A 14,165-nucleotide genomic window follows, 5' to 3' on the forward strand; every position below is an offset into this window, starting at 1 on the left:
GGGCTTCGGTCGTTCCCGGCCGGGACCCGGTCGTTCCCGGTCGTTCTCCAATGAGTCTCGCCAGGGAGTCCCCAGGGGTGGGCGCTTGTGCGGGCGTACGGGCATCTGCGCAGGTCAGGCAGGGTTTGGCTAATGGATTTCGCCTGACGGCGCAGGTCATGTAATGTTGTTCCCGCAACGCCGACCGGGCCGAAAAGCCCGGGAGACAAGCACTCGTAGCTTAACGGATAGAGCATCTGACTACGGATCAGAAGGTTGCAGGTTCGAATCCTGCCGAGTGCACACAGCTCAGAAGCCCCTCGGGATCATCCCGAGGGGCTTCTGGCATCAGCGGGTGACACCAACGGCCATCTGTGACTCGAAGAGCCCCGAAGTGGCACGCCGTGACCGTCCCGGTGGCCGCCTTCGTGGAGTTCGTCGGGGCCGCCGTGCGCGGAATCCTCAGTGCTCGACCATGACGCAGGTGATCGTCGTCGTTCCGCCGCCTGTCTTGACGGCGAATTTGGCCCCGCTGAGACCGTCGACGTCGAACCTTCCCCGATCGTCCGTTGAGACGGTGCCCGAGCTGGACCCCGAGTAGGTCACCTTCGCGCTGCCGGGGAATCCCACACCCCAAAGGTGGTACTTGCCGTTCGACTCTCTTTCGACATTGCACGTCGCGCTGGGCGCGGCGCCGGGTGCTGTGGTGGTCGACGCGTATGCGGCAACCGCAGGGCCCAGCGCGAGCGCGGGGACGACCAGGGGTGCGAGTGCTGCGAGACGGCGTGTCCGGTTCATCGTTCTTCCTCCCTTGGGCGCTACCAGTGGGGCCGGTCGGGCGTGACGGCACCGTCACCGGCGGCATCGGTCGAACAGGGCGTCGATGGGGAAAGCCTCACTCCGTTCCGCCGTGAATGCATCACCCCACATGGGCGATATGTTCTGCTTGTTCGTCGAAGTGTTTCCCGTGAGGGGGCGGTGCCGTCACCGTGTCGTCCTTGAGCCGGGCAACCGGTTCGCTCTGTACAACGGTGGAGTACCGCAACCACAGCGGCCGTTCGTCGAAGGCCGAGCCCGCAGGTTCCCATCCTGCCGAGTGCACACAGCTGAGAGGCCCCCGGAGATGATCCGGGGGCCTCTTGCGTCGGGCAGTGGCACGGGGCGGTGCGTCTCTACGCTCCGCCCTCCGCCTCGGCGTCGGCGACGGCGATCGCGATGCCGAGTGCTTTGGCGATGTTGCCGGCTGCCGTCATGACGCGGGCTGTTCCCACGATGGGGGCGATGGCGACCAGGACATCCTGCAGCTGCTCGGTGGTCATGCCGGCCTGGAGGGCGGGGTCGATGTGGGCGACGTAGGAGATCGGCGGAGCGTCCGAGGCGGCGAGGGCCGCGATGCGGGTGAGCATGAACATGTCCGGGGCCAGCCCGCACCGCTCGATCGAGTCGACCGTCATCGCGGCGAGGGTGTCCAGTACCGGGGTTTCAGATGCTGTGGCCATGGCGGGATGTCTCCTGTTGGTGTGGTGACGAGGATCAGCGGGCGGTAGGGGCTCCGCATCCCGGTGCAGCGTCTACTGCTCGACCGTAAGTCCGTTTGCCGCGGACTGCCTGTTCAGGGGATCGTCCGAGGAACCTCCTGGAGATGATCCGGGGGTCACTTGGGTTGGATGTGGTTGAGGAGCACGGGGCATGAGCGTCGGCGGCCGGTGGCAGTGCCGGGGGATGGGCTGGGGCCAGGGGGTCCCGGTGCTGCGGTGGGCGCGGGGCGGGGCGCGGCGGGAGAGCCGGCTCGGGTACGGGCAGGAGATCGGGTTCCGTGGCGTCGGGGAGCGCGGCTGCCTGGGGGCCCGGGGGAACGCGTGTCCGGTCGGGGCCGTCGTCCCGGGGCGGAGTACGGGCGGGCTGTGCCCGGAGTGTGCGCGGCTGGACCGGGCGCACTCGGTGGCCGCCGACACCATCGCCGACGACCCGCGGACGTACCGGGTGTACCTGGCCTGGTTCGGCCCCGGGATGGTGAAGGTCGGCATCACCGCCGAGCAGCGGGGCGCGGCCCGGCTGCTGGAGCAGGGGGCCGTGGTGTTCGGCTGGCTGGGGCGCGGGCCGCTGATGGCGGCGCGGCGTACGGAGGAGCTGCTGCGCGCCGCGCTGGGCGTGCCGGACCGTATCCCGTACGCGCGGAAGCGTGCGGTGCGCGCGCTGCTGCCGGCCGGCGCGGGCGAACGGGCCGCCGAGGTCACGGAGCTGTACGCGAGGGCCGTGGGGCTCGCGGGGTGGCCGGAGGCGCTGGAGCGGGTCGGGTTCGAGGTGGTCGACCACGTCGGGGTGTTCGGGCTCGAAGGGCTCCCAGCGGCCTCGGGTGTGGTGCGGGAGCTGGTGGACGGCGGGACCGTCGCGGGGCGGCTGCTCGCCGCGGCCGGGCCCGATCTGCACCTGAGCACCCTTGAGGGGCGGGTGGTTGTGGTGGACACCCGCCTGCTGTCCGGGTGGGAGCTGGTCGGCGCCGATCCGCGCGGCCCCCTGACCGTGCCGGTCGACGAGCTGCCACGCGGCGTACAGGACGGGCTTTTCTGACCGTACGGTCAACAGGGTCGAGACGGCCTGGACGGTCGGGACGGCCCGGACGGTCGAGACGGCCCGGACGGTCGAGGCGGTCGAGGAGGTCGAGACAGTAAAGAATGGGATCCCTTTCGACCGGGCACCTGGACACCGCATCGACGCACGTCGGAGGGTGTTCGTCATGAGCGATCACCTTGTGGCGGGCATTGAACCGCCTTACTACACCGTGGTGTTCACGTCCCACCTGAAGGAAGATCCGAGCGGCTACGGCGAGACCGCCGTCCGTATGCAGGAGCTGGTCGAGCAGGTGCCCGGCTTTCTCGGGTACGAGTCGGCCCGCACCCCCGGCGGGCTCGGCATCACCGTCGGCTACTTCCGGGACGAGGAGGCCATAGCCGTCTGGCGGAAGAACCTGGAGCACCAGAGCGCGATCAGGCAGGGGCGCGCCGAGTGGTACGAGCGCTACAGCGTTCATGTCGGCAAGGTCGAGCGGAGCTACGCCTTTGAGCGCGAGTAGCGCGAGTAGCGCGAGTAGCGCGAGCAGTTCGAGTAGCGGGGACAGCGGGGACAGCGAGGGCAGTAGGGACAGCGGGGGCAGCCTGAGCAGCGTGAGTGAGGCTCAGGAGGTGCGGGCGTTCTGGGAGCGGCTCGGGCTGCCCGGACTCGTCGACGTGCACACGCACTTCATGCCCGAGCGCGTCCTCGACAAGGTGTGGGCGTACTTCGACGCCGTAGGGCCGCTGACCGGGGTCAAGTGGCCCATCGCGTACCGCGAGGAGGAGGACCGGCGGATCGCGCTGCTCCAGGGGTTCGGGGTGCGGGCCTTCACCTCGCTGCTCTATCCGCACAAGGCGGGCATGGCGGAGTGGCTGAACGGCTGGGCCGCCGACTTCGCCGCCCGGACGCCCGACTGCCTGCACACGGCGACCTTCTACCCCGAGGAAGGTGTGGAGCGGTACGTACGCCGGGCCGTCGAGAGCGGGGCGCGCGTCTTCAAGTCGCACATTCAGGTCGGGGCGTACGACGCCAACGACGCGCTGCTCGACCCGGTGTGGGGGCTGCTCTCCGACGCGGGGATCCCGGTCGTGATGCACTGCGGCTCCGGACCGGTCCCCGGAAAGTACACCGGGCCGGAGCCGGTCGCGCGGCTGCTCGCACGCCATCCGCGGCTGCCGCTGATCGTGGCGCACATGGGGATACCGGAGTACACGGACTTCCTGGACCTTGCGGAGCGGTACGGCGAGGTGCGGCTGGACACGACGATGGCGTTCACGGACTTCAGCGAGCGGCTCAGCCCCTTCCCGGTGAGCGAGCGGGCGCGGCTGGCGGATCTCGGGGAGCGGGTGCTGCTCGGGACCGATTTCCCGAACATCCCGTACCCGTATCCGCACCAGCTGAGGGCGCTGGAGCGGCTGGAGCTGGGGGACGACTGGCTGCGAGCGGTCTGTTACGAGAACGGCGCCCGGCTCTTCTCGCTGCGTCCCTGAGACGGTTCTCAGGGAATTCACAGGCAGGGGAAAGGCGGCTCTCACGGCACGGTCCGAGGGTGGGACCATGACGACGACCTCTCCCCTGGGACGCACCGAACTGCGCAGGCCGGACGGCGGCGCCGTCCGCGTGCTCGTCGTGGACGACGAGGCCTCCCTCGCCGAGCTGCTCTCCATGGCGCTGCGCTACGAAGGGTGGGAGGTGCGCAGCGCCGGCGACGGCGCGGGCGCGCTGCGCTCGGTGCGCTCCTTCCGGCCCGATGCCGTGATCCTGGATGTGATGCTGCCCGACATGGACGGGCTGGCCGTCCTCGGCAGGCTGCGGCGCGAACTGCCCGACGTGCCCGTGCTGTTCCTCACGGCGAAGGACGCCGTCGAGGACCGGATCGCGGGTCTTACGGCGGGCGGCGACGACTACGTCACCAAGCCGTTCAGCCTGGAGGAGGTCGTGGCGCGGCTGCGCGGGCTGATCCGGCGCTCGGGGGCGGCCTCGGCCGTACGGAGCGAATCGCTGCTCGCCGTCGGTGACCTGACCCTCGACGAGGACAGCCACGAGGCGACCCGGGCCGGTACGCCGATCCATCTCACGGCGACCGAGTTCGAGCTGCTGCGCTATCTGATGCGCAATCCGCGGCGCGTGCTCAGCAAGGCGCAGATCCTCGACCGTGTCTGGTCGTACGACTTCGGCGGCCAGGCCAACGTCGTCGAGCTCTACATCTCCTATCTGCGGCGGAAGATCGACGCCGGCCGCTCCCCGATGATCCACACCAGGCGCGGTGCGGGGTATCTGATCAAGCCCGGGGAGTAGCCCCGTGAGCAACCGGGCGAGTGGTCCGGTGAACAGCCCGGTGAGTGGTCCGGTGAGTGGCCGGGCGACCGGTCCGGTGAGTGGCCGGGCGACTGGTCCGGTGAGTGGCCCGGCGACCCGTGACATGGGCCGGAGATGGTCGCTGCGGACCCGGCTCGTGGTTTCGGCGGTCGTGCTGATCGCGGTCGTCGCGGCGGTCATCGGCACGGTCACGACGTTCGCGCTGCGGACCTATCTGTACGGGCAGAAGGACGAGCAGCTGCACGGTCTCGCGCTGCGGGCCGCCGGGCCGCCGCCGGAGGCACCCCGCGGCCTGCGGCTGCCGGACAACCCGCTGCGGTTCGTCACCGGGGGCGGCGCGCCGCTCGGCACGGTCGGTGCCGAGGTGGCCGCCGACGGCTCCCTCGGTGACGGGCTCGTCTCCGCACAGCAGGAAACGGACGGAGGTCCGCAGCTCACGGACCGTGCGCTGGCGGAGGCGGAGAAGGCGGCGCTCGCCGGTGTCCCGCGTGACCTCAAGGCGCACAGCGTGGAGATCCCCGGGCTCGGCGACTACCGCGTCGAGTACGTGTCGGGCGGCAACGGCGCGTTCCTCGTCGGCGTACCGCTCGCCGAGGTGCACAGCACCATCGGCACGCTCGTCGTCGTCGAGATCTGTGTGACCGGTGCCGGGCTGATCGCCGCCGGGCTGGCGGGCGGGACGCTCGTCGGGGTCGCGCTGCGGCCGCTGCGGCGGGTCGCCGCGACCGCCGCCCGGGTCTCCGAACTCCCGCTGCACAGCGGCGAGGTGGCGCTGTACGAGCGCGTACCGGACGCCGAGGCCGATCCGCGCAACGAGGTCGGACAGGTCGGCGCGGCGCTCAACCGGATGCTCGACCATGTCCACTCCGCGCTGCACGCGCGGCAGGAGAGCGAGACGCGGGTACGGCAGTTCGTCGCGGACGCCAGCCATGAGTTGCGCACTCCGCTCGCCTCGATCCGCGGGTACGCCGAGCTGACGCGCCGCGGCCGGGAGGAGACCGGGCCCGACACCCGCCATGCGCTGGGGCGGATCGAGGCGGAGGCGACCCGGATGACGGGGCTGGTCGAAGATCTGCTGCTGCTGGCGCGCCTCGACGCGGGACGGCCGCTCTCGTACGAGAGCACCGATCTCTCGATGCTCGTCGTGGACGCGGTGAGCGATGCCCGCGCCGCCGGACAGGACCACCTGTGGCGGCTGGACCTGCCGGACGAACCCGTGACGGTACGGGCCGACCCGGCACGGCTCCAGCAGGTACTGGTCAATCTGCTGGCCAATGCCCGTACCCACACCCCGCCCGGGACCACGGTGACCGCGCGGGTCCGGCCCCTCGACTGCCGGACGGCCGTCGCCTTGGAGGTCCGGGACGACGGGCCCGGCATTGCACCCGCACTGGTCCCGCACGTCTTCGAACGTTTCGCACGCGGTGACGCCTCGCGCTCGCGGCACGCCGGGAGCACGGGTCTCGGGCTGGCGATCGTGCAGGCCGTCGTCGCCGCGCACGGCGGGACGGTGGGCGTGGAGAGCGTGCCGGGCCGCACGGTCTTCTCCGTACGTCTGCCGCTCGCGCGGCTCGGGCAGGAGATCCGGGACTCACAGACGGCGCACAGGCTCACCACACAGCCGTGACAGCAGCCCTGGCGAGAGTCAGGGCCATGCGAACCGACACTGCACCGGGCACCCTGCCGGCACGGGAGCATCTGCCCGTCGGCATGGCGGGCACGCCCGTACTCGACGTGGTGATTCCCGTCTACAACGAGGAGAAGGATCTGGAGCCGTGCGTACGGCGGCTCCACAGCCACCTCGCGCGCACATTCCCGTACAGCTTCCGGATCACGGTCGCCGACAACGCGAGCACCGACCGCACGCCGCAGGTGGCGGCCGCGCTCGAAGCCTCGATCCCGGGGGTACGGGCGTACCGGCTGGAGGATAAGGGGCGCGGCCGTGCGCTGCGCGCCGTGTGGGCGGCCTCCGACGCGCCCGTCCTCGCGTACATGGACGTGGATCTGTCCACCGACCTCAACGCGCTGCTGCCGCTGGTCGCCCCGTTGATCTCCGGGCACTCGGATCTCGCGATCGGGTCGCGGCTCGCGCGGTCGTCGCGCGTGGTGCGCGGCCCGAAGCGGGAATTCATCTCCCGGGCCTACAACCTGATCCTGCGCTCCTCGCTGGCCGCCCGCTTCTCCGACGCGCAGTGCGGGTTCAAGGCGATACGGCGGGACGTCGCCGAGCGGCTGCTGCCGATGGTCGAGGACACCGGGTGGTTCTTCGACACCGAGCTGCTGGTGCTGGCCGAGCGGGCGGGGCTGCGGATCCACGAGGTGCCGGTGGACTGGGTCGACGACCCCGACTCCACCGTCCACATCGTGCGGACGGCCGTCGACGACCTGAAGGGCGTCTGGCGCGTGGGGCGCGCGCTGGCGGTCGGCGCACTGCCGCTGGACCGGCTGGCGCGGCCGTTCGGCGACGACCCGAGGGACCGGCAACTCAGCGGCGTACCGGGCGGACTGGCCCGGCAACTGGTCGGCTTCTGCGTGGTCGGCGCGCTCTCCACGCTCTTCTATCTGCTGCTGTACTCCGCCTTCCGCGCGGGCGTCGGGCCGCAGTCGGCCAACGCGGGCGCGCTGCTGGTGTCGGCCGTCGCCAACACGGCGGCGAACCGGAGGCTCACGTTCGGGGTACGAGGGCGGGAGCGCGCCGTACGCCACCAGGCCCAGGGCCTCGTCGTCTTCGGCATCGGCCTCGCCCTCACCAGTGGCTCCCTCGCGGCGCTCGACGCGGCTTCCGGCAGTCCGTCCCACGGCACGGAACTGGCGGTCCTGATCGTCGCCAACCTCGCGGCGACGGTGCTCCGTTTCCTGCTCTTCCGCGCGTGGGTCTTCCCGGACCGGCACGGCGACGGCCCCGCGGGGCCCGGACACGAGCAGTACGGCGACGCGACCGTTCAGCTGCGAGGCCTGCGTTGCGGCGACGAGACAGCCGCGAACACGACGACGAACACGACCGCGACGAACACGAACACGGGGACTCGACGATGACGACTCTGCCGCACGACAAGTACGAGGGGCTGCCGGGCGCTGACGCTTCCGCGTCGCTCCGGGCCGCCGAGGCGGCGGCCGATGGGGCGGCGGCCGATGGGGCGGCGCACGCCGCCCCGCCCCGCGCCCGGATCTGGCGGGGGGGGGCCGAGGACCCCGCCTGGGTGCGGCCCGCCGTGCTCGCGCTTCTCGTGCTCACCGGGCTGCTGTACCTGTACAACCTCAGCGCCTCCGAATACGCCAACTCCTTCTACTCCGCCGCGGTTCAGGCCGGCAGTGAGAGCTGGAAGGCCTTCTTCTTCGGCTCCTCCGACGCCGCGAACTCCATCACCGTCGACAAGCCGCCCGCCGCCCTCTGGCCCATGGCCCTGTCCGTGCGGCTGTTCGGCCTCGGCTCGTGGCAGATCCTGCTGCCCGAGGTGCTGATGGGCGTGGCCACGGTCGGCGTCGTGTACGCGGCCGTGCGGCGGCGGTTCAGCCCGGCGGCCGGGCTGATCGCGGGAGCGGTGCTGGCGCTCACTCCGGTCGCCGCGCTGATGTTCCGGTTCAACAATCCTGACGCGCTGCTCGCGCTGCTCATGACCGTCACCGTGTACTGCGTGCTGCGCGCCCTCGAAGGCGCGCGTACCAAGTGGCTGGTGTGGGCGGGCGTCGCGGTCGGCTTCGCGTTTCTGACCAAGACTTTGCAGGCCTTTCTGATTCTTCCGCCGCTGGCGGTCGTGTACGCGGTGTGCGCGCCCACGACCGTACGGCGACGCCTCGGCCAACTCGCGCTCGCCGGGCTGGCGTTGATCGTGTCCGGCGGCTGGTGGGTCGCGATCGTCGAACTGTGGCCCGCGTCCTCGCGCCCGTACATCGGAGGCTCGCAGAACAACAGCTTCCTGGAGCTCACCTTCGGCTACAACGGCCTCGGCCGGATCAACGGCAACGAGACCGGCAGCGCGGGCGGCGGCGGAGGCGGAGGCGGCGGCGGTGACGGCCGTCCGGGCGGCGGCTGGGGCGAGACCGGCATCGGGCGGATGCTCAACGAGAGCATCGGCGGCCAGATCTCCTGGCTGCTGCCCGCAGCGCTGATCCTGCTGGCCGCGGGGCTGGTCACCCTGTGGCGGGCGAAGCGCACCGACACCGCCAGGTCCGCCTTCCTGGTGTGGGGCGGCTCGCTGCTGATGACCCTCGCGGTCTTCAGCTTCATGGCCGGCATCTTCCACGAGTACTACACGGTGGCGCTGGCCCCGTACATCGCGGCGCTCGTCGGCATGGGCACGACGGTGCTGTGGGAGGAGCGCGCGCAGTTCGCCTCGCGTGTGGCGCTGGCAGCCACGGCGGCCGCGACCGCGGTCTGGGCATACGTGCTGCTGGGCCGTGCGGAGGACTTCGTGCCCTGGCTCGGCCCGGCGGTGCTGGTGGGTGGCCTCGTGGCGGCGGCCGGGCTGCTGTTCGCGGGGCGGCTCGGGCGACGGCTTGCGCTCGGTGCGGCCGGCCTCGGTCTGGCGGCCGGGCTCGCCGGGCCGCTGGCGTACACCCTGTCCACGCTGGACACCGGTCATCAGGGCTCGATCGTGACGGCGGGTCCGGCCTCGATGCGGGGCGGTCCGGGCGGCGGTGGTCCTGGCGGCCGCGGCGGTGACGGCGGCGGGGCGCGGATGATGCCGCCCGGTACGACCGGAGCGATGCCCGGCGGAATGCCTGGCAGTGGCATGGGCCAGCCCCCGACGGGCGGCCAGGGCAGCCAGGGCGGCCAAGGTCAGGGCCAACAGGGCCAGATGCCCGGCATGGGCCAGAACCAGCAGGGTCAGATGCCCGGCGCGGGTCAGGGCGGGCAGGGCCAGGGCCTGGGTCAGGGTGAACTCCCCGGCCGCGGTGGCGGCGGCATGGGCGGCCTCCTCAACGGCGCCGACGTCAGCTCCGCCGTCGCGGACAAGCTCAAGCAGAACGCCTCCGACTACACCTGGGCCGCCGCCGCCATCGGCTCCCAGAACGCCGCCGGCTACCAGCTCGCCACCGAGAAGCCGGTCATGGCGATCGGCGGCTTCAACGGCAGCGACCCGTCCCCGACCCTCGCGCAGTTCAAGCAGTACGTCGCCGCGGGGAAGATCCACTACTTCATCACGAGCGGCGGCATGGGCGGCGGCATGGGCGGCCCCGGAGGCAACGCCAGTAGCGGGATCTCCACCTGGGTCGAGGAGAACTTCACCCAGGTCACCGTGGACGGCACCACCCTCTACGACCTGACGGCCGAAAAGTAATCCCTATACAGCGTATGAGAAACCCTTGTACGGTGTACGAGACCAAGTCCCGTACACCGTACAAGGAGCCCGGAGATGACGGCGACGACCGCCGAGACCACCTCCACCGCCCCCACCGGCGGCCACCCGCAGCGCTGGCTGATCCTCGGCGTCATCTGCCTCGCCCAGCTCACCGTGCTGCTCGACAACACCGTCCTCAGCGTCGCGATCCCCTCCCTCACCACGGAGCTCGACGCCTCGACCGCCGACATCCAGTGGATGATCAACGCGTACTCACTGGTCCAGTCGGGCCTCCTGCTCACCGCGGGCAGCGCCGCCGACCGCTACGGCCGCAAGAAGATGCTCGCCGCGGGCCTCGCCCTCTTCGGTCTCGGCTCACTGGCGGCCGGACTCGCCCAGGACGCCGGGCAGCTGATCGCCGCCCGCGCGGGCATGGGCATCGGCGGCGCGCTCCTGATGACCACGACCCTCGCCGTGGTCATGCAGATCTTCGACGAGAAGGAGCGGGTGAAGGCGATCGCGCTCTGGGCCACCGTGGGCTCGCTCGGCTTCGCCGCGGGACCGCTGATCGGCGGCGTCATCCTGAACCACTTCTGGTGGGGCATGATCTTCCTGATCAACCTGCCGGTCGCGCTGGCCGGTCTGATCGCCGTCGTGAAGCTCGTCCCCGAGTCCAAGGCTGTGTCTTTCCGGGGGGCAACCCCCGGACCCCCGGTCCAGGGCGACCGGCCCGACCTCGTCGGCGCGCTGCTCTCCACCATCGGTATGACGGCCGTGGTGTACGCGATCATCACCGGGCCGGAGCACGGCTGGCTCTCCGCCCAGGTGCTGGTACCGGCCGTCATCGGGGTCCTCGTCCTCGGCGCGTTCGCGCTCTGGGAGCTGCGCGTCCCGTATCCGATGCTGGACATGCACTTCTTCCGCAACCAGCGCTTCGTCGGCGCGGTCGCGGGCGCACTGCTCGTCGTCTTCGGCATGGGCGGCTCGATCTTCCTGCTCACCCAGCATCTGCAGTTCGTGCTCGGCTACGAGCCGCTGGAGGCCGGTCTGCGCATGGCGCCGTTCGCGCTCACCATCGTCGTGCTCAACCTCTCGGGCCTCGGCCCCAGGGTCGTGGTCAAGCTCGGCACGCCGCTCACCGTTCTCGTCGGTATGGCGCTGGTCTCGGGCGGACTTGCGGCCATAGCCGTCCTCGGCGGCGGTACGGCCGGCAGCTACGGAGGGATGCTGCTCGGCCTGGTCCTGATGGGCGCCGGTATCGCGGTCTCGCAGCCCGCGATGGCCACTGCGATCATGAGTGCCATTCCGACCGAGAAGGCGGGTGTGGGCGCGGGCGTCAACGGCACGCTGGCGGAGTTCGGCAACGGCCTCGGCGTCGCGGTGCTCGGAGCCGTGCTGAACTCCCGGTTCGCCTCGCTCGTCGCCGTCTCGGCGGCCTCGCTCCCCGCTGCGCTCGCCGCGGCCAAGAGCCCGGCGGAGAAGGCGCGTATCGCCGATGCCTTCGCCGCCAGTCTGCAGACGAGCCAGCTCGTCGGCGCGGCGGCGGTGCTGGCGGGCGGAGTGCTGGCCGCGGTGCTGCTGCGGCGGGCCGAGCGGGCAGACTCCGTGCGGATGGCGGCATAGCATCTGAACTGGGGGACCGCCGACGGGAACGAGGAGGGTACGCCATGGTGTCGGCAGCCGACCGTACGAAGCACCGGGCGGTGACGAGCGTATGGCTGGAGGGCAAGGCCCCCCGGGGCCGCAAGGCCGACCAGCCGTCCGGGCTCGACCGGGACAAGATCACCGCGGTGACGGTACGGATGCTGGACGCGGAAGGGCTGGCGAAGTTCTCCATGCGCCGGCTCGCCGCGGAGATCGGCGTGACCGCGATGTCGGTCTACTGGTACGTCGACACCAAGGACGAGCTGCTGGAACTGGCCCTCGACTCCGTCTACGGCGGAATGCGGCTGCCCGACCCGGCGCAGGAGGGTGCGGACTGGCGCGACCAGATCCGCGAACTCGCCGCCGCGTACCGCCGGTTGCTCGTCGCCCACCCCTGGGTCTCCGCGCTCGTCGGTTCGTACCTGAACATCGGCCCCCACTCGCTGGTCTTCGCGCGCACCGTGCAGGGGGTCATCGGCAACACCGGACTCCCGCTGAACTGGCAGGCGGCCGGCATGGCCGCGGTCTTCCAGTTCGTCTACGGAATCGGCACGGTCGAGGGCCACTTCAAGAAGCGCTGCGTCGACGCCGGGATGTCGCTGGACGAGTTCTATGCGGAGGCCATGGGCGCAACCCGGAGCATGCCCGAGCTCGCGGAGATGCTCCAGGACGCGGAGAAGGTCATCGAGGCGCGGGGCGGGGACACGGTCGAGGAGATGCTCGACCGGGACTTCGACAACGCGCTGGAGCTGGTGATCGCGGGCATCGAGACGATGGTGGCCCGGGGGTAGGGGGCGTCTGCGGCGGGCCCACGCGGCGGAGCCGCACATCGGACACTGCCCCCGCCCCGCCGTCCGGAACTGGGGCAATCTCCCCTGGACCTCCAGGTCGTGCCCGGCACCGTCCGGTCGCCCCGGCTGTCCGTCCTCGAACGCCGGACGGGCTCGGAACGAGCCCCGTCGGCAGGACAGGGCAGGGGCGAGGCGGGGCCAGGGCCTAGTAGAGGTCAGGCCTTCGAGCTCAGCCTCGCGGGGAAGCCGCCCTTCGCCACCGGTCCCCACCGCACCGGAGTGATCCGGATGATCGACTTGTTCTGCTTGATCATCGCCTCGCGGTACTCGTCCCAGTCCGGGTGCTCGCCCCCGACGTTGCGGAAGTACTCCACGAGGGGTTCCACCGAATCCGGCGCGTCGATCACCTCCGCCGTGCCGTCGATCTGGACCCACGGTCCGTCCCAGTCGTCGCTCAGCACGATGACGCTCACCCGCTCGTCCCGCTTTGCGTTCCGGGTCTTCGCGCGCTCGGGGTAGGTCGAGATGACGATGCGGCCCGAGTCGTCGACGCCGCAGGTCAGCGGGGAGCCCTGCGGGGAGTCGTCGGTGCGGCGGGTGAGGAGGATCGCGCGGTGGCGAGGCCGTACGAACTCCAGCAACTGGTCCAGGTCCACCGGGGTGGTGCTCGCGATGTTGGGTGCCATGCCCGCACCCTAGGGCAGGGTCGCGCCCTGGACCGCCTGACACCCCTGGACCGCCTGTCACCCCTTGATTGCTTGAATGGCGAGTTCCACCTTCAGTGTCGTCCCGATCGCCGAGATGCCCGCCTGCACGACCTGGTTGTAGTTCATCGCGAAGTCCTCCCGGCGCAGTTCGGCCGTGGCGTGGAAGGCCGCTCGCACGCCGCCCCAGGGGTCGGGGCCCGTGCCGAGGTACGACAGCGACAGCTCCACCTCGCGCTCGACCCCGTGCAGGGACAGCATGCCGTGCACCGTCCAGCGGTCCGGTCCGGCCGGCGTCAGCCCATGGCTGCGGTAGGTGATCTGCGGGAAGCGCTCCACGTCGAGGAAGTCCGGCGACTTGAGGTGCTTGTCCCGCAGGCCGTTGCCGGTGTCGATGGACGCCGCGCCGATCACGGCGTCCACCCGGGAGCGCGCCACGTCCTCCGCGATGTCGATCCGGCCGTCGAACTCGGTGAACCGGCCGTGCACGCTGGAGATCCCCAGGTGCTGGGCGACCGCGCCCACCGACGAGTGCGCGGGATCCACCGACCAGACGCCGGGCGGCGGCAGTTCGGCCCCGCCCTGCCGGGCCAGCACGACCGTGCCGACCTCTGCCCGTCCGCTCGCCGTGACCAGTGCGGTCGAGGCGGACGGGGCGTAGCCGACCGCCGTGACGATCACCGTGTGGGGACCGGCCGGCAAGGGGACGTCGGTCCTCACCGCGCCGTCCGTGTCCGCCTCGGCCCGCAGTACCTGCGCGCCGGTCGTGTCCGTCACCGTCACCACCGCGTGCTGGACCGCCCAGCCGTCCCGGGTCCGTACCTGTGCCTGCAGTCCCATCCCGTTTCGTCTCCTTGCCGATAAGTCGCCGGGGCGGCAGGCCGTCCCCTGCC

At 71.2% G+C, this 14,165-nt stretch carries 13 protein-coding genes and 1 tRNA gene; 10 read left to right on the forward strand and 4 right to left on the reverse strand.

What is annotated here, in order from left to right; all coding sequences use genetic code 11:
• The first annotated feature begins 209 nt into the window (after nucleotides 1-209).
• Nucleotides 210-282 (forward strand) — tRNA-Arg (locus ACWGI8_RS25620).
• A 159-nt stretch (nucleotides 283-441) separates the two neighbouring features.
• On the opposite strand, the gene ACWGI8_RS25625 is transcribed toward ACWGI8_RS25620, so the two are convergent.
• Nucleotides 442-777, reverse strand: a complete 336-nt coding sequence (locus ACWGI8_RS25625; protein ID WP_453664316.1) for a hypothetical protein — start codon at nucleotides 775-777, stop codon at nucleotides 442-444.
• Between the two features lie 374 nt (nucleotides 778-1,151).
• Nucleotides 1,152-1,478, reverse strand: coding sequence for a carboxymuconolactone decarboxylase family protein (locus ACWGI8_RS25630; RefSeq protein WP_453664318.1), 327 nt, complete (start codon nucleotides 1,476-1,478; stop codon nucleotides 1,152-1,154).
• 190 nt (nucleotides 1,479-1,668) lie between these two features.
• Between ACWGI8_RS25630 and ACWGI8_RS25635 the strand changes: the two genes are divergently transcribed.
• The 9 genes from ACWGI8_RS25635 to ACWGI8_RS25675 all read left to right on the forward strand — a co-directional run bounded on the left by ACWGI8_RS25635 (nucleotide 1,669) and on the right by ACWGI8_RS25675 (nucleotide 12,568).
• Nucleotides 1,669-2,550, forward strand: a complete 882-nt coding sequence (locus ACWGI8_RS25635) for a DUF2797 domain-containing protein (RefSeq protein ID WP_453664320.1) — start codon at nucleotides 1,669-1,671, stop codon at nucleotides 2,548-2,550.
• Nucleotides 2,551-2,716: 166 nt separating this feature from the next.
• Complete coding sequence (locus ACWGI8_RS25640; RefSeq protein ID WP_453664322.1) at nucleotides 2,717-3,052, forward strand: antibiotic biosynthesis monooxygenase family protein; 336 nt, start codon at nucleotides 2,717-2,719, stop codon at nucleotides 3,050-3,052.
• Nucleotides 3,053-3,143: 91 nt separating this feature from the next.
• On the forward strand, nucleotides 3,144-4,022 hold the full coding sequence (locus ACWGI8_RS25645; RefSeq protein ID WP_453664324.1) for an amidohydrolase family protein: 879 nt from the start codon (nucleotides 3,144-3,146) through the stop codon (nucleotides 4,020-4,022).
• Nucleotides 4,023-4,089: 67 nt separating this feature from the next.
• Nucleotides 4,090-4,830 carry a response regulator transcription factor gene (locus tag ACWGI8_RS25650; RefSeq protein ID WP_453664326.1) on the forward strand — a complete coding sequence of 247 codons (741 nt, stop codon included), beginning with the start codon at nucleotides 4,090-4,092 and terminating at the stop codon, nucleotides 4,828-4,830.
• A gap of 124 nt (nucleotides 4,831-4,954) precedes the next feature.
• On the forward strand, nucleotides 4,955-6,478 hold the full coding sequence (locus ACWGI8_RS25655) for a sensor histidine kinase (protein ID WP_453664340.1): 1,524 nt from the start codon (nucleotides 4,955-4,957) through the stop codon (nucleotides 6,476-6,478).
• 26 nt (nucleotides 6,479-6,504) lie between these two features.
• Nucleotides 6,505-7,887 (forward strand): glycosyltransferase, encoded by a 1,383-nt coding sequence (locus ACWGI8_RS25660; protein ID WP_453664328.1) that lies wholly within the window; start codon nucleotides 6,505-6,507, stop codon nucleotides 7,885-7,887.
• Complete coding sequence (locus ACWGI8_RS25665; protein WP_453664330.1) at nucleotides 7,884-10,133, forward strand: ArnT family glycosyltransferase; 2,250 nt, start codon at nucleotides 7,884-7,886, stop codon at nucleotides 10,131-10,133. The genes ACWGI8_RS25660 and ACWGI8_RS25665 overlap by 4 nt, the downstream gene beginning before the upstream one ends.
• A gap of 75 nt (nucleotides 10,134-10,208) precedes the next feature.
• Nucleotides 10,209-11,756 (forward strand): MFS transporter, encoded by a 1,548-nt coding sequence (locus tag ACWGI8_RS25670; protein WP_453664332.1) that lies wholly within the window; start codon nucleotides 10,209-10,211, stop codon nucleotides 11,754-11,756.
• 44 nt (nucleotides 11,757-11,800) lie between these two features.
• A complete protein-coding gene (locus ACWGI8_RS25675) occupies nucleotides 11,801-12,568 on the forward strand; it encodes a TetR/AcrR family transcriptional regulator (protein ID WP_453664334.1) in 768 nt (255 codons plus the stop codon).
• A 215-nt stretch (nucleotides 12,569-12,783) separates the two neighbouring features.
• On the opposite strand, the gene ACWGI8_RS25680 is transcribed toward ACWGI8_RS25675, so the two are convergent.
• Nucleotides 12,784-13,254 (reverse strand): PPOX class F420-dependent oxidoreductase, encoded by a 471-nt coding sequence (locus ACWGI8_RS25680; protein WP_453664336.1) that lies wholly within the window; start codon nucleotides 13,252-13,254, stop codon nucleotides 12,784-12,786.
• Between the two features lie 57 nt (nucleotides 13,255-13,311).
• Nucleotides 13,312-14,112 carry a YceI family protein gene (locus ACWGI8_RS25685; protein WP_453664338.1) on the reverse strand — a complete coding sequence of 267 codons (801 nt, stop codon included), beginning with the start codon at nucleotides 14,110-14,112 and terminating at the stop codon, nucleotides 13,312-13,314.
• Between the last annotated feature and the right edge of the window lie 53 nt (nucleotides 14,113-14,165).

This window comes from Streptomyces sp. NPDC054841 (assembly GCF_053611045.1).

Coding starts and splice junctions, on each gene's coding strand:
- ACWGI8_RS25685 (WP_453664338.1), bottom strand. CDS start 14,112: ATGGGACTGCAGGCACAGGTACGGACCCGGGACGGCTGGGCGGTCCAG.
- ACWGI8_RS25670 (WP_453664332.1), top strand. CDS start 10,209: ATGACGGCGACGACCGCCGAGACCACCTCCACCGCCCCCACCGGCGGC.
- ACWGI8_RS25650 (WP_453664326.1), top strand. CDS start 4,090: ATGACGACGACCTCTCCCCTGGGACGCACCGAACTGCGCAGGCCGGAC.
- ACWGI8_RS25680 (WP_453664336.1), bottom strand. CDS start 13,254: ATGGCACCCAACATCGCGAGCACCACCCCGGTGGACCTGGACCAGTTG.
- ACWGI8_RS25625 (WP_453664316.1), bottom strand. CDS start 777: ATGAACCGGACACGCCGTCTCGCAGCACTCGCACCCCTGGTCGTCCCC.
- ACWGI8_RS25635 (WP_453664320.1), top strand. CDS start 1,669: ATGAGCGTCGGCGGCCGGTGGCAGTGCCGGGGGATGGGCTGGGGCCAG.
- ACWGI8_RS25630 (WP_453664318.1), bottom strand. CDS start 1,478: ATGGCCACAGCATCTGAAACCCCGGTACTGGACACCCTCGCCGCGATG.
- ACWGI8_RS25660 (WP_453664328.1), top strand. CDS start 6,505: ATGCGAACCGACACTGCACCGGGCACCCTGCCGGCACGGGAGCATCTG.
- ACWGI8_RS25640 (WP_453664322.1), top strand. CDS start 2,717: ATGAGCGATCACCTTGTGGCGGGCATTGAACCGCCTTACTACACCGTG.
- ACWGI8_RS25675 (WP_453664334.1), top strand. CDS start 11,801: ATGGTGTCGGCAGCCGACCGTACGAAGCACCGGGCGGTGACGAGCGTA.
- ACWGI8_RS25665 (WP_453664330.1), top strand. CDS start 7,884: ATGACGACTCTGCCGCACGACAAGTACGAGGGGCTGCCGGGCGCTGAC.
- ACWGI8_RS25655 (WP_453664340.1), top strand. CDS start 4,955: ATGGGCCGGAGATGGTCGCTGCGGACCCGGCTCGTGGTTTCGGCGGTC.